The 12,233-nt window shown below is 70.2% G+C and carries 11 protein-coding genes; 9 read left to right on the forward strand and 2 right to left on the reverse strand.

Going from position 1 to position 12,233, the window contains the following annotated elements; genetic code table 11:
* Positions 1-74: 74 nt before the first annotated feature.
* Positions 75-1,007, reverse strand: coding sequence for an oxidoreductase (locus ACZ7L0_RS40735; protein ID WP_471247635.1), 933 nt, complete (start codon positions 1,005-1,007; stop codon positions 75-77).
* A gap of 89 nt (positions 1,008-1,096) precedes the next feature.
* On the opposite strand from ACZ7L0_RS40735, the gene ACZ7L0_RS40740 reads away from it, so the two are divergent.
* The 8 genes from ACZ7L0_RS40740 to ACZ7L0_RS40775 all read left to right on the forward strand — a co-directional run bounded on the left by ACZ7L0_RS40740 (position 1,097) and on the right by ACZ7L0_RS40775 (position 10,911).
* Positions 1,097-1,699: a TetR/AcrR family transcriptional regulator gene (locus tag ACZ7L0_RS40740; protein WP_471247636.1), complete on the forward strand. Its 603-nt coding sequence runs from the start codon at positions 1,097-1,099 to the stop codon at positions 1,697-1,699.
* 279 nt (positions 1,700-1,978) lie between these two features.
* Entirely contained in the window at positions 1,979-3,325 is a 1,347-nt protein-coding gene (locus ACZ7L0_RS40745; RefSeq protein ID WP_471247637.1) for a S53 family peptidase, read from the forward strand.
* 387 nt (positions 3,326-3,712) lie between these two features.
* Entirely contained in the window at positions 3,713-4,021 is a 309-nt protein-coding gene (locus ACZ7L0_RS40750) for a hypothetical protein (RefSeq protein ID WP_014673544.1), read from the forward strand.
* Positions 4,022-4,255: 234 nt separating this feature from the next.
* The gene (locus ACZ7L0_RS40755; protein ID WP_471247638.1) at positions 4,256-5,080 is read left to right on the forward strand and encodes a DUF8175 domain-containg protein; all 825 of its coding nucleotides are present in this window, start codon (positions 4,256-4,258) and stop codon (positions 5,078-5,080) included.
* Positions 5,070-6,398 carry a hypothetical protein gene (locus ACZ7L0_RS40760; protein ID WP_471247639.1) on the forward strand — a complete coding sequence of 443 codons (1,329 nt, stop codon included), beginning with the start codon at positions 5,070-5,072 and terminating at the stop codon, positions 6,396-6,398. The genes ACZ7L0_RS40755 and ACZ7L0_RS40760 overlap by 11 nt, the downstream gene beginning before the upstream one ends.
* Positions 6,395-7,954 (forward strand): SCO6880 family protein, encoded by a 1,560-nt coding sequence (locus tag ACZ7L0_RS40765; protein WP_471247640.1) that lies wholly within the window; start codon positions 6,395-6,397, stop codon positions 7,952-7,954. The genes ACZ7L0_RS40760 and ACZ7L0_RS40765 overlap by 4 nt, the downstream gene beginning before the upstream one ends.
* Positions 7,955-7,968: 14 nt before the next feature.
* Positions 7,969-9,393 (forward strand): ATP-binding protein, encoded by a 1,425-nt coding sequence (locus ACZ7L0_RS40770; protein ID WP_471247641.1) that lies wholly within the window; start codon positions 7,969-7,971, stop codon positions 9,391-9,393.
* A gap of 12 nt (positions 9,394-9,405) precedes the next feature.
* On the forward strand, positions 9,406-10,911 hold the full coding sequence (locus ACZ7L0_RS40775; RefSeq protein WP_471247642.1) for a type IV secretory system conjugative DNA transfer family protein: 1,506 nt from the start codon (positions 9,406-9,408) through the stop codon (positions 10,909-10,911).
* Between the two features lie 7 nt (positions 10,912-10,918).
* Here ACZ7L0_RS40775 and ACZ7L0_RS40780 read toward each other — a convergent pair whose 3' ends face one another.
* Positions 10,919-11,482, reverse strand: coding sequence for a GNAT family N-acetyltransferase (locus tag ACZ7L0_RS40780; RefSeq protein ID WP_471247643.1), 564 nt, complete (start codon positions 11,480-11,482; stop codon positions 10,919-10,921).
* 101 nt (positions 11,483-11,583) lie between these two features.
* Here ACZ7L0_RS40780 and ACZ7L0_RS40785 point away from each other — a divergent pair, with 101 nt between their 5' ends.
* Positions 11,584-12,132 (forward strand): cysteine hydrolase family protein, encoded by a 549-nt coding sequence (locus ACZ7L0_RS40785; protein WP_471247644.1) that lies wholly within the window; start codon positions 11,584-11,586, stop codon positions 12,130-12,132.
* Positions 12,133-12,233: the final 101 nt, after the last annotated feature.

Below are 12,233 nucleotides of genomic sequence, written 5' to 3' on the forward strand. Positions count from 1 at the left end.
GTCACGGAACGTCACACCCCATCACAGCCCACAGCTCACCCCGCCCATCACAGACGTCACAGATGTCACAGACGTCACAGCACCCCCTCCGCCCGCGCCGCCGCGAACCGCGTGCCCGTCAGCTCCTCCGACAGGGTCCACAGCCGCCGCGCCGCCGCCGGGTCGCTCGCCGCCGTGTTGCGGCCGACGAGTGTGGGGGCGCCCCGCATCTCGGCGAAGCCGTCGGGGCCCACGTAGCTCGCGCCGGGGAGGTCCTGGGTCGCGGCGTAGAGGGTGGGCAGCGCGCCCGCCGTGTCGTCCTGGGCGAAGATCCTGTTGCCCAGTTGCATGGCGGCGCGGGCTGCGGGGTTGGCGGCGTGGCTCTGGAGGTTGGTGGCCGCCCAGCCGGGGTGTGCCGCGTGGGCGCGGACGGGGGAGCCGGACTCGGTCAGGCGGCGCTGGAGTTCCAGGGTGAACAGGAGGTTCGCCAGCTTGGACTGGGAGTAGGCGCGCTGCGGGGTGTACCGGCCGGTGAGGTTGGTGTCATCGAAGTGGATCTTGCGGTCGCCGAAGCGGTGGGCGCCCGAGGAGACCGTCACCACCCGGTCCGTGACGTAGGGCAGCAGCAGGTTCGTCAGGGCGAAGTGACCGAGGTGGTTCGTGCCGAACTGCATCTCGAAGCCGTCCTTGGTCCGCTGCTCCGGGACCATCATCACGCCCGCGTTGTTGATCAGCAGATCGATCGGGCCGCCCTGCCAGGAGTCCGCGAACTCCCGGACGGAGGCCAGATCCGCGAGGTCGAGCCGGCGTACCTCGGTACGGCCGGTCACCCGCGCGGCGGCGGCCCGGCCGCGCTCCAGGTCCCGTACGGCGAACACCACGTGCGCGCCCGCGCGGGCCAGCGCGTCCGCGGCGGCGAAGCCGATGCCGCTGTTGGCGCCGGTGATGACGGCGGTGCGGCCGGAGAGGTCGGGGAGGTCCGTCGCGTTCCATGTGCGCGCCTTGGGCGCGTCGTTCTTGTCAGCCATGCCCTCAAAGTAGGCGCCGCCAACAATGCTGTCAATGACAACAATGGTGACGCCGACAACAAAGCTGGCGTCGACTACATCCGGATACGATGGTCCGCATGCCCGAGAACCGCCCCTATCACCACGGAGACCTGCGCGCCGCCCTGCTGGCGGCAGCCGAACGCACCCTGCGCGACCGGGGCGCCGGCGCGCTGTCGCTGCGCGAGCTGGCCCGTGAGATCGGGGTGAGCCACGCCGCCCCCGGCCGGCACTTCAAGGACAAGCAGGCCTTGCTCGACGCCCTGGCGCTGGCCGGGTTCGAGCGGATGGCCGGGACGCTGGAGTCCGCGGACGACCCCGGGCTGCCGCTGGAGCGGCGGCTGGCGGCGCTGGCGAAGGCCTACGTCGGGTTCGCTGTCGAGAACGCCGCGCTGCTGGAACTGATGTTCGCGCGCAAGCACGACCCCGACGCCTCCGCGCAGCTCGCCGCCGCCGTCGACCAGTCCGTCGGGTCCTTCCTGCGGCTGATCGCGGACGCGCAGGCGCGGGGCGAGATCGTCGCGGGCGACCCGGAGCGCGTCACCCTCGTCGCGGCCTCCAGCCTGCACGGGCTCGCCGCCTTCGCCGCCAACGGCTCGATTCCCGCGGAGCAGGCCCTGGCCGGCCTGGACGAGCACGTGCACCACCTGCTGCACGGCCTCAAACCCCGCTGAGCCACCGCCCTCCCCGTCACTCTCCGCCCCGCCGTCCACAAGCTGTGCACGGGCTGTGCGCCGGGTCAAGGCGCCCCCACCCCGGCGCCATCCGCCGCCCAATGATCAGTAAGCCCGGCGCCCGTTTCAGTAACGCGGAAGTCAGAATTCCATCAGCCGCCTTGTTGTCACGTACTCAACAAGCGAGGGTCGTCCCGGGCCGCCGCCCCCACCGGAAACCACACCGGTGGTCCCCCACACCCCGCAGGCCTCTGCCCACCACTCCCAGGAGGCTGTACGTTGCGTACGACCACGCCCGACTTCCCCCACACCCGCGGTAGATGGCGCCGTGTGAGCTCCGCCGCCGCCACCGCCGCCCTCGTCTTCGCCGGACTCGGCACCGCTGCCCAGGCGAGCGCCGCGACCGCGACCACCACGGCCACGCCCGCCGCCGCCTCGAACGCGAAGGTGACCTGGGCCGCCACCCCCTGCGCCACGCCCAAGCACAAGGGCGAACTGGCCTGCGACTCCTTCCGCGTCACCGGCGGCACCACCGCCTTCCAGAAGGCACAGGCCAAGGAGACCGGCAAGGCCGCCAAGGTCACGCCCAAGGCCGCCGCCGCCACTCCCACCGGATACGGCCCCAGCGACCTCCAGGACGCCTACGGCCTGACCGACGCCGCCGCCTCGAACGGCTCCGGCGAGACGATCGCGATCGTCGACGCCTACGACGACCCGAACGCCGAGGCCGACCTCGCCAAGTACCGCTCGTACTACGGCCTGGACGCGTGCACCACGTCCAACGGCTGCTTCAAGAAGGTCAGCCAGACCGGCTCCACCACCTCCCTCCCCTCCGCCGACAGCGGCTGGGCCGAGGAGGAGTCGCTGGACCTGGACATGGCCTCCGCCATCTGCCCGGGCTGCCACATCCTGCTCGTCGAGGCCAAGTCCGCCACCACCGCCAACCTCGGCACCGCGGTGAACGAGGCGGTCAAGCTCGGCGCCAAGTTCGTCTCCAACAGCTACGGCGGCTCGGAGTCGTCCAGCGACACCTCGTACGACTCCTCCTACTTCAACCACCCGGGCGTCGCCATCACCGTCAGCGCCGGTGACGAGGGCTACGGCGCCGAATACCCGGCCGCCTCGAAGTACGTCACCGCCGTCGGCGGCACCGCCCTGACGACCTCCTCCTCCAGCCGCGGCTGGACCGAGAGCGTCTGGAACACCAGCAGCACCGAGGGCACCGGCTCCGGCTGCTCCGCCTACGACGCCAAGCCCAGCTGGCAGACGGACACCGGCTGCTCCAAGCGCTCCATCGCCGACGTCTCGGCCGTCGCCGACCCGGCGACCGGCGTCTCGGTCTACGACTCCTACGGCGTCACCGCCGGCTGGTACACCTTCGGCGGCACCAGCGCCTCCGCCCCGATCATCGCCGGCGTCTACGCCCTCGCGGGCACCCCGGGCAGCGGCGACTACCCCGCCTCGTACCCGTACGCGTCGGCCGGCACCTCAGCCCTCAACGACGTGACCAGCGGCAGCAACGGCACCTGCTCCTCCAGCGCGAGCTACCTGTGCACCGCCAGGTCCGGCTACGACGGCCCGACCGGCTGGGGCACCCCGGAAGGCACGGACGCCTTCACCGGGTGAGCCCCACGGCATGACCTCCCCGTCGGGTCACGGGGAGCCGCCGGAGCGAGGGGGACGTGGGGTCCCCTCGGCGGCACGAAAAGGGAACGGGTCACGGCAGCCGGCCGTGGCCCGTTCCCCCTTGTCGCGCCCGGAACCGTGAGAACATCGAGGCGACGATTCACCCGACCAGCCGTCAGAAACCCTGTACACAGGTTCCGCTCAGGCCTCATTGCCCGGCGTGACCTGCTGTGATACACAGAGTGACTGTACGAGCCATTCGTACGAAACCCGTCAAGCAATGACGCCAAGTCGACATACGGCGGCAAGAATGTCGGCGACAATGAGGCCTGACCTCTGCACCCCGCAGAGGAACTGCGGAACTACCCACCAGGGGCGGTGACTTACATGCTGTTCGCGGCCGACAAGGGAGACATCAACACCATCATCGGCGGGATCGCTCCGGACTGGGGCCCCTTCGGCAGCCTGGGCAACGAGGCCAAGGTGATGATCGAGGTGGTGATGGCCGTCGCCATCCTGCTCTGCCTCGGCATCGCGGTCTGGGGCGCGGCCAAGCAGCGCATCGGCGCCACCGCCCTGCGCGACACCTTCAGCGCCGAACAGGGCAAGGGCCTCATCATCGCCGGTCTCACGGGAGTCTTCATCATCGGCTCCCTCGGCACGCTGTTCACCATCGTGTACGGCATGGCCGTGTAGACCGCGCACCCGGCGCATGCCCGCGCATGCCGCGCACGATGCCCCGCCGGAACCGTCAGTCAGACCCCCCGGGCGCGCCCGGTGCCCCCGCTACCCCCACCCACCGACCGTGCCCACCGGCTGAGGTTGCGTTTCCCTGATGTCGAGTCACCACACCGCGCCCACGCGGGAACCAGCACGGCTACCGTCGTACTTCCACGCGTTCCGGTACGAGGTCGAGGGGGCGTACGCGGCATGAGTCTCGGAGACGAGCAGGGTTACGGCGGCGCGGGCGAGACACGGACCCGCCTGCCCGAACGCGGCGGCGACCCCTACGGAGGCGCCCGCCGCACCGGCCGGTCCTCCTCCCGGAGCCTGGTCACGGTCGTCGGCGTCGTAGTCCTCCTCATCGCAGCCATCGCCTTCGCGAACCGCGGCGATGACAATTCGTCATCGAACGACTCCCCCTCCGGCAACAAGCCCAAAGCCGCGGCCACCGCAGCAAGCGGCACGAAGCCGGTGACGTCGAAGGCCGGGGGGATCCCTACGGGGTTTGCTCGGGATCAGCAGGGGGCGGAGAGTGCGGCGGCCAACTATTCCGTCACGCTCGGTTCTACCGACATGTTCAACGCCTCTCGGCGGCGTGAGATCGTCAACACCATCTATGCCCCCGATGTAGCAGCCCGCAGACAGTCGGATCTGGACAGCGCCTACTCCAGCGAGACGTTCCTGAGCAACATCGGTCTCAACAAGGACGGCACCACGCCCAGCGGCCAGACCTTCGTCTCCCGTGTCATCCCAGTGGGCACCAAGGTCACGACATTCACCGGGGACAACGCCACGGTCCAGGTCTGGTACACCTCGCTCTTCGGCCTGTCCGGCGAAGCATCGACCAACCCGGTGACCGAGAGCTGGTACACCACCACGTACGAAATGAAGTGGGTCGACAACGACTGGAAAGTCACCGACTTCCAGCAGAAGGACGGCCCCGTCCCGGTCGGTCATGACCAGAAGGCCTCCACCGCAGACGACATGACGAAGGCCGTCGAGGAGTACGGAGGGTTCACGTATGCGCGCTAGCCACCGCATGCTCAGGGTCACGGCCGCCTTCGCTGCCGTGCAGACCACCGTGGTGATGCTCGCCACCCACGCCGTCGCTGAGCCCGCGCCCACTCCATCGGCCTCCAAGAGCAACGACGCCTGCGACCTCATCCGCGGCCCGGCCAAGTCGTACTGCGAAAACGACAGCGGCTCAAGCGGCAAACCCGGCGTGACCACCGACCCCCTCTCCACCCTCGACCCCCTCTCCTCCCTGGCCAAGGGATGTGCGGACGCCGCCTCGTGGACCGTGGACAAGTTGAGTGACGCCGTGAAGGAGACGGCGAACGTCGACTTCACGAACCCCAAGTTCCTGCAGCAGTACGCGGTGGTGTTCGCGGCGTCGACGATCCTCACGCTGCTGCTGTGGCTGCTGGCGGTGGCGAAGAGGGCGGTGCGGGGCGTGCCGCTGACGACCGCGCTGTCGGAGGCGGTCGGGTTCCTCTGGCTGACCGTGCTGGCCAGCGCCTTCACCCCGCTGATCCTGTACACGGTGGTGTCGGCCACGGACGGCGTCACGGAGGTCCTGGCGAAGGCGACCGGCGACCAGACGGACACGTTCTTCGGCACGTTCTCCGGCGCGCTGAACAAGGGCCAGGACATCGGCGGCGGCCCGATCATGCTGATCGTCGTGTCCCTGGTCAGCATCCTCGCCGCCGGCATCCTCTGGCTGGAGCTGGTCATCCGCGCCGCCCTGCTCTACGTCGGCGCCCTCCTCGGCACCGTCGTCTACGCGGGCCTGGTGGACAAGAACCTGTGGGGGCACGTACGCCGCTGGGCGGGGATCATGATCGCGGTGATCCTGGTCAAGCCCGTCATCGTCATCGTGCTCGGCCTCGCCGGTGCGCTCTCCTCCGACGACGGCCCCGACGCCTTCTCCGCCGTCGTCTCCGGCCTCGCCATCATCCTGCTCGCCATCTTCGCGAGCGCGATGATCTACCGTTTCGTCCCGGGCTTCGGCGACGAGATCGCCGGCGGCCGCAACAACCGCATCATGCAGGGCGCCGAGGGCAAGGCCGCCGCGGTCATCAGCTCCCCGGCGACCCTGGTCGCGCAGGGCATCAAGACGCACAGCTCCCGCGCCGACAACAACGGAGGAGGCGGCGGCCAGTCGTCCTCCAGCACCCCCCGCCCGGCCAACCCGGCCTCCGGCGGGGTCGCCGCGCACAGCGGCCGTACCCCGAACGGGGGCGGCGGAGCCGTCCCCTCCGCCGCGCCCGCGCCGCGCGCCCCCAGCCCGGCCAACACCCCGCACGCCGGCAACACCCGCAACAACCGCACGGGAGGTGAAGGGCGTTGACGACCGAGTCCCACATGTCCCATCCGGTCACGCCCCGCCGTACGTATCTGATCGGCCGCGCCCGGCCGAACGCGATCATCGGCCGGAACCGCGAGTCCGGTGAGATCGCGCTCATCGTCATGGGCGCGTTCCTCGGCATGATGTGCGGGCTCCTGGTCCCCGTCCTGTCCCTGCGCATCGTGCTGCTGACGGGCTTTCCGCTGCTGGCGCTGGCCGCGGTGTACGTGCCGTACAAGCGCCGTACGTTCTACAAGTGGTTCGAGATCAACCGCAGCTTCAAGCGCACCGTCAAGCGGAACGCCGTCTACCGATCCGACGTCATGGAGGCCGGTACGGGCCTCGACGGGCGTGAGATCGAGATCGGGCCGCCCCCCGGCATCGGGCGGATCACCTGGCTGGCCGCGCCCTTCGGGCCGGACGAGATCGCCGTACTGCTGCACGCCGACCGCAAGACCGTCACCGCCGCCATCGAGATCGAGGGCCCGGGCGTCGGTCTGCGCGACTCCGAGGACCAGGAGGCCCTGGTCGACCGGTTCGGCACCCTGCTGAAGCACGTGGCGAACGGCGACGGCTTCGTCACCCGGCTGCAGATGCTCGCCCGTACGCTGCCCGCCGACCCGGACGCGCACGCCAAGGACGTCACCCAGCGCGGGGACGAGCGGGCACCGGGATGGCTCAGGCAGTCGTACGACCAGCTGCAGTCGATGGTGTCCACCAGCAGCGAGCAGCACCGCGCCTACCTCGTCGCCTGTATGCACTACACGCGCGAGCTGGCCGCCGAGGCGCAGGCCATGGCACGGGCGGCCCGGCCGCAGGGCGGGCGGAAGCTGGACCGGGACGCCGGGCTCGCGGTCGTCATGGCACGTGAGCTGACCGACATCTGCTCGCGGCTGCAGGAGGCCGACATCCGCGTACGGCAGCCGCTGGGACAGGGCCGCCTCGCCTCCCTGGTCCACTCCATGTACGACCCCGACCACCCGATCGACCACATCCAGGCGATGACGAAGCGCAACGCCTGGCCGGCCGAGCTGGACGCCATGGAGCCCACCTACCTCCAGGCCAAGACCCGGGAGTCCGCCACCCGCGCGCCCTGGTGCCACGCCACGGCCTGGGTGAAGGAGTGGCCGATGACCCCCGTCGGCGTCAACTTCCTGGCGCCCCTCCTCGTCCACACCCCGGACGTGATCCGGACCGTCGCGGTGACGATGGACCTCGAACCCACCGAGGTCGCCATCGAGCGCATGCTGACGGAGAAGACGAACGACGAGGCCGAGGCCTCCCGCGCCGCCAAGATGAACCGCACCGTGGACCCGCGCGACATCGCCGCCCACAACCGCCTCGACCAGCGGGGCGAGGACCTGGCGAGCGGCGCCGCGGGAGTGAACCTGGTCGGCTACATCACCGTGTCCTCGCGCTCCCCGGAGGCGCTGGCCCGCGACAAGCGCACGATAAGGGCGTCGGCCGGAAAGTCGTACCTCAAGCTGGAGTGGTGCGACCGCGAGCATCACCGCGCGTTCGTGAACACGCTGCCGTTCGCCACCGGAATCCGAAGGTAGGGGTTGATGCGCTGATGCGGGACCCGCTGTCCGCCATCACGGACGCCTTCACGTCCTTCCTGTTCGGGAAGGTCGAGACGACCCGGCTGCCGGTGCGCACCTCCACGGGCCAGGCCCAGGCGGTCTACCTGCCCACCGCGGCCCCCGGCCTCGGCGACTCCGGCGTCATCATCGGCCGCGAGGTGTACTCCGGGAAGGGCTACATCTACGACCCGTTCCAGCTGTACGGCCAGCAGCTCCCCGCCCCGCACTGGCTGGTCCTCGGCGAGTCCGGCAACGGCAAGTCGGCCCTGGAGAAGACGTACGTCCTGCGCCAGCTGCGCTTCCGCGACCGCCAGGTCGTCGTCCTCGACGCGCAGGGCGAGGACGGTGTGGGCGAGTGGAACCTCATCGCCGAGGAGCTGGGGATTACCCCCATCCGGCTGGACCCGACGGCCGCCCTGGACATGGGCATCCGGCTCAACCCGCTCGATCCCTCGATCACGACCACCGGCCAGCTCGCGCTGCTCCGGACGATCATCGAGGTCGCGATGGGCCACGGCCTCGACGAGAGGTCGGGCTTCGCGCTGAAGGTGGCGCACTCGTACGTCAACGAGACGATCGTCGAGCGCCAGCCGGTGCTGACCGACATCGTCGAGCAGCTGCGCCACCCGGAGCCGGAGTCCGCCGAGGCGATGAACGTCGCCATAGACGACGTACGGGCCTGGGGCCTGGACGTGGCCCTGGTACTGGACCGGCTGGTCGACGGTGACCTGCGCGGTATGTTCGACGGCCCGACCACGGTCGGCATCGACCTGGACGCCCCGCTGATCGTCTTCGACCTCTCCCACATCGACCGCAACTCCATCGCCATGCCCATCCTGATGGCGATCGTCGGCGTGTGGCTGGAGCACACCTGGATCCGCCCCGACCGGAAGAAGCGCATCTTCCTGGTCGAGGAGGCCTGGCACATCATCAACAGCCCGTTCGTGGCGCAGCTGTTCCAGCGGCTGCTGAAGTTCGGCCGACGGCTCGGTCTGTCCTTCGTCGCGGTCGTCCACCACCTCTCCGACGTGGTCGACGGCGCGGCGGCGAAGGAGGCCGCGGCGATCCTGAAGATGGCGTCGACCCGGACGATCTACGCCCAGAAGGCGGACGAGGCGCGGGCCACGGGCCGCGTCCTGGGCCTGCCGCGCTGGGCGGTGGAGATCATCCCGACCCTGACCCCCGGCATCGCCGTCTGGGACGTCAACGGCAACGTCCAGGTGGTCAAGCACCTGGTGACCGAGAGCGAACGCCCTCTGGTCTTCACCGACCGCGCGATGACCGAGTCCTCCTACGACCTGGCCGCCGACGACGCGCTGCGCGCCGCCGAACTGGAGGCGGAGCAGCGGGCGGCGGCCTTCGTGGAACAGCACATCGGCGACCTCGACGGGTCGTCCGAGTCGACGGTGGCGTAGGCAGGGGGAGGCGTGAGACCCGACGACCGCGACCACGGACGGGGCCGGCGGGACGGCCAGGGCGGCATCCCCGACGGTCTGCTGATCGGCCTGCTGGCGTTCCTGCTCGGCATGACCCTGCTGGTGTGGTCGGCGACGGGCCTCGCGGGCTGGTTCGCCCACGGCGCCTGGCCGTCCGGCGTCACCTTCACCCGTACCGCGGTGGCCATGCGCCATCTCGTCGGCCGGCCGCACGACATGACCGGCGCCTGGCCGGACACTCCGGCCGACCAGTTGTCGGGGTACGGGCTGTTCTGGGGGCTGTTCATCGGGCAGCTGATGGTGCTGTTCGTGCTGACCGTGTTCGTGATGGGGACGGTGGCCCGGTGGCGGGCGGGACGCGTCCGACGGAGCTTCGACAAGGGGGCGGCTGCCGCGGCTGCCCGTACGCAGGCGCCGCCGCCCGAGGTTCCGGTCTGGGCGCCGGAGCCGCCGCCCGAGCCGACCGAGCGGCTGGATGAGGTCCCTGCTCCGCGCAGTGCGCCCGAGCCTCAGGAAGCGCCTGACCTGGTACCCGCCGGTGAACGGGTGGCCGGATGGGAAGCGAACCGCACCGAAGGCGCGGTGCTGTACGGGCCACCGGAAACCCGCAAGACGAACGCGACCCAGGCGGTACGCGACGCGGAAGGCCCCCTCCTCCTGGTCACGTCAGACCCCACCCTCTGGCAGGACACCAAGGACGCGAGGGCAAAACTGGGCCCGGTCCTCCTCTACGACCCCGGCCACCTCTGCGACACCCCGGCCCGCCTGCACTGGTCCCCCACGACGGGCTGCGAGGACAAGGAACGGGCGGTACAGAGAGCCGCCGCCCTCCTGACCCCGGTCAGACCGTCCTCCCGGCTGGACCAAGCGGTCAGCGACACCGCCGAGACACTGCTCCGCAGCTACCTGCACGCCGCCGCCATCGACAACCGCGGCATCCGCCACGTCCACCGCTGGGCCCAGGGCACCCAGATCCAGGACGCGGTCCGCACCCTCCGTACGAACCCCAAGGCGGCCCCCGGTGCCGCGGGCGAGCTGGAGGCCGCGCTCACCTCGCACCCCGAACGCCGCGACATGGCGCACGAGTTGACGAGCCGCGCACTGGCGGCTCTCTTCACGGTCAACATCCGCGAAGCCTGCACACCAAACCGAACTGATGCCCTCGCCTTGGATTCCTTCGTCAACGAAGGGGGCACGCTTTATGTGGTCGGTAAATCCATCGAGGACCCCAGGACGAACCCAGGCGCCATGCCGCTCCTGACGGCCCTCGTCTCCAGCGTGGTCGAGCGCGGCCGGCACATGGCCGAACGGTCATCCTCCGGTCGGCTCGACCCACCACTGACCCTGGTCCTGGAGGACGTGGCGGCTGTGGCCCCGCTCGCCCAGCTCCCGGACCTGCTCTCGACGGGAGCGGACCGCGGCCTGCCGACCCTGGCCCTGCTCCGCTCCCGCGAACAGGCCCGCACCCGCTGGCCCCACCACGAACTCCCGGTGTGACCGTCACTCACTCCCGCTCGAGCACGAACTCCAGCTCCTGCTGCCCCGCGTCGTGGACGAACGCCACCGTGACACCGCTCGGCACGAACCCGGCCCTGCGGTAGAAACGCTGCGCACGCCCGTTGTCCTCGTGCACCAGCAGCCGCACCCGCTCCGCGCCGGCCCCCCACGCCCACTGCACGGCCTCGTCGAACAGCACCTCGGTCAGCCCGCACCCGCGGTGCTCGGGCCGGACGTAGACGCCGACGATGTGGCCCTGCCGCCGCTCCACGGGCAGCCCGGCCCAGTCCGTGGTGCCGGGCTCCTCTACCAGCACGGTCAGGGTCCCGACCCACTCTCCGCCCGGTCCCTCCACCACGAACTGCTGCGCCCCCGCGGCTCCCTTGGCGGCTCCGGTGGCCCGCTCCTGCCAGAAGGAGTCCGGCCTGGCCAAGGCGTCGTCGTACGTCTCCAGGAAGGCGAGGTGCGCCACGGGATCCCGCAGCGCCTCGAGCCGCAGCCGCTTCACCGTGGGCCACTCGTCGGCGCGGATCGCGCGGATCAGGTAGTCATCGCTGGTCGTGGTGGTCATACGAACCACCGTAGTGCCGGCCCCTCGGCACCCTCACCTCATATAGGCCCCGCCCGCAAAGCGCGCGACTGTTGTCAGTGCACCGTCCTACCGTGGGTGCCATGACGACCCTTCCCTCACGGCCCAACACGGCACTCATCGTGATCGACGTACAGAACGGCGTGGTGGCGGGCGCTCCGCACCGCGACACCGTCATCAAGAACATCAACACCCTGGTCGACAAGGCCCGTGCGGAGGACGTGCCCGTGATCTGGGTGCAGCACTCCGACGAGGACCTCGAACGCGGCAGCGAAAGCTGGGAGTACGTGCCCGAGCTGACCCGCCACGACACCGAGCCCCTCATCCACAAGTCCTGGGCGGACTCCTTCGAGGACACCGACCTGGAGTCCGTCCTGGCCGAGCGCGGAGTGGGCCGGCTCGTGGTCACCGGCGCCCAGACCGACGTCTGTATCCGCTCGACCCTGCACGGCGCCCTGGTCCGCGGGTACGACGCGACGCTGGTCGCCGACGCCCACACCACGGAGGACAACACCGAGTACGGCGCTCCCCCGCCGGAGCAGGTCATCGCCCACACCAACCTCTACTGGAAGTGGCACAACGCCCCCGGCCGCGAGGGCGGAACCGTCGACACAGCAGAGGTTTGCTTCTAAGCACCGGAAACGCAGAAAACCCCCGTATCTTTCGATACGGGGGTTCTCTCAAAAATTGTTCGGCGGCGTCCTACTCTCCCACAGGGTCCCCCCTGCAGTAC

This window comes from Streptomyces sp. NPDC039424 (assembly GCF_055639495.1).

What these genes read in the sequence shown, in the direction of transcription:
- ACZ7L0_RS40735 (WP_471247635.1), bottom strand. Translation starts at nt 1,007, where the DNA reads ATGGCTGACAAGAACGACGCGCCCAAGGCGCGCACATGGAACGCGACG.
- ACZ7L0_RS40740 (WP_471247636.1), top strand. Translation starts at nt 1,097, where the DNA reads ATGGTCCGCATGCCCGAGAACCGCCCCTATCACCACGGAGACCTGCGC.
- ACZ7L0_RS40750 (WP_014673544.1), top strand. Translation starts at nt 3,713, where the DNA reads ATGCTGTTCGCGGCCGACAAGGGAGACATCAACACCATCATCGGCGGG.
- ACZ7L0_RS40755 (WP_471247638.1), top strand. Translation starts at nt 4,256, where the DNA reads ATGAGTCTCGGAGACGAGCAGGGTTACGGCGGCGCGGGCGAGACACGG.
- ACZ7L0_RS40760 (WP_471247639.1), top strand. Translation starts at nt 5,070, where the DNA reads ATGCGCGCTAGCCACCGCATGCTCAGGGTCACGGCCGCCTTCGCTGCC.
- ACZ7L0_RS40770 (WP_471247641.1), top strand. Translation starts at nt 7,969, where the DNA reads ATGCGGGACCCGCTGTCCGCCATCACGGACGCCTTCACGTCCTTCCTG.
- ACZ7L0_RS40780 (WP_471247643.1), bottom strand. Translation starts at nt 11,482, where the DNA reads ATGACCACCACGACCAGCGATGACTACCTGATCCGCGCGATCCGCGCC.
- ACZ7L0_RS40785 (WP_471247644.1), top strand. Translation starts at nt 11,584, where the DNA reads ATGACGACCCTTCCCTCACGGCCCAACACGGCACTCATCGTGATCGAC.